This is a genomic window from Limnospira sp. (genome assembly GCF_051859755.1).
Lineage (GTDB): Bacteria > Cyanobacteriota > Cyanobacteriia > Cyanobacteriales > Microcoleaceae > Limnospira > Limnospira fusiformis.
Genome location: NZ_JBIMLI010000341.1, coordinates 1 through 1,315, shown reverse-complemented (window position 1 = coordinate 1,315; position 1,315 = coordinate 1). Strand labels below are relative to the sequence as shown.

The window sequence follows — 1,315 nt, the reverse complement described above, 5'->3', positions numbered from 1 at the left end:
ACTTTCACCTCAGCCCGGAGCGCCCCCTTCAGAATTTTCGGCTAGATTCCCTTTTGGCTAAGACTTTCAGCTTTTTTATCCTGTACTGAGATGTTGCCATAATGTGAGTCCATCCTTAGTCTGGAACAACCAAGATTCATGCCTTTCTTTCCCATTACTAAGTCTAACCGTTCCATGACTGAAATAGTTTCTTAGCTTCTTGTAACTTGTCTTTCCGCATCTTGATACTGTCCATGCCCTTAACATTAACCAGACTGTGTGGTCTAGCTTAACGAAGGTCTCTGATGAGACTACCGCTGAATAATAGTTTGACCATCCCCTTATGATTGGGTTTAGTTTGCTTATCAGGGCTGATTGGGGTGCGGTTTTAAGATGTTTTATTGCATCCTTAATCACTTCTGTGTGGGCTTTAACTGCTTTGTTGCTGGGTTTGATGTGAGTTTTGTGACCGATTGGACGGCTTGCTGCTCCACCAGTTTTCCCAGTTTTATATTTTCCTGCAGGATATTGCCTAATATTGAATCCTAGAAAATCAAATCCGGGTTCTTCAAGTTTTCCATCATATTCAATAGGATTGAGTGTATGACAGATTCGAGTTTTTCCCGGTTTAATCTCTAACCCAATAGGTTTTAACCATTCAGAAATAGCAATCTTGCACTGTTCAATAATCTCTAGTGATGGTGATATCACTACAAAATCATCGGCATATCTTATTACGGTGGCTTTAATTTTAACCCCTTTTACTTTTGGATACGTTGTTTCAATTAATCTAGCCATGCCATCCAGTGCAATGTTGGCGAGTATTGGACTTATTACCCCTCCTTGAGGTGTCCCTGTTTCAGTATCCTCAAATACACCGTTATCTAGTACACCTGCTTTGAGCCATTGTTTTAGGTCTCTTTTCAGGCTGCTTGGACAATGAATTTTGGACAGTAGGTAATCATGGTTCACGGTAAGAGCATTTTGCTATATCTGCGTCCAATACATAATAACTACTATGCTTAATACATAGATAGATTCGTTCTATTGCATCTTGGGCAGACCGACCAGGTCGGAACCCATAGCTTGTGTCTTCAAATCTCGATTCCCATTCAGGTTCGAGAGCCGATTTAACCAAGGCTTGCCTTGCTCTATCTTGGATTGTAGGAATGCCTATTCCAGCTTTTTTCATCCCTACCAGGTTTTGGTATCCATACTCTCCTAAGTGCTTTTGCTTTGAGGTTTCCTTTAATGTTCTTAACCTAAGTACAGGACAAAAGTTGTAGAGCCTGGTGAAACCGCCCTGAAAACAAAGGCAGATTAGAGAAAGTGCGGC

At 41.2% G+C, this 1,315-nt stretch carries 1 pseudogene; it reads right to left on the bottom strand.

From position 1 onward, the window contains the following. Nucleotides 1-90: 90 nt before the first annotated feature. Nucleotides 91-1,241, bottom strand: a pseudogene (locus ACTIE0_RS24470) (reverse transcriptase domain-containing protein); the annotation flags it as partial. Nucleotides 1,242-1,315 lie beyond the last annotated feature (74 nt).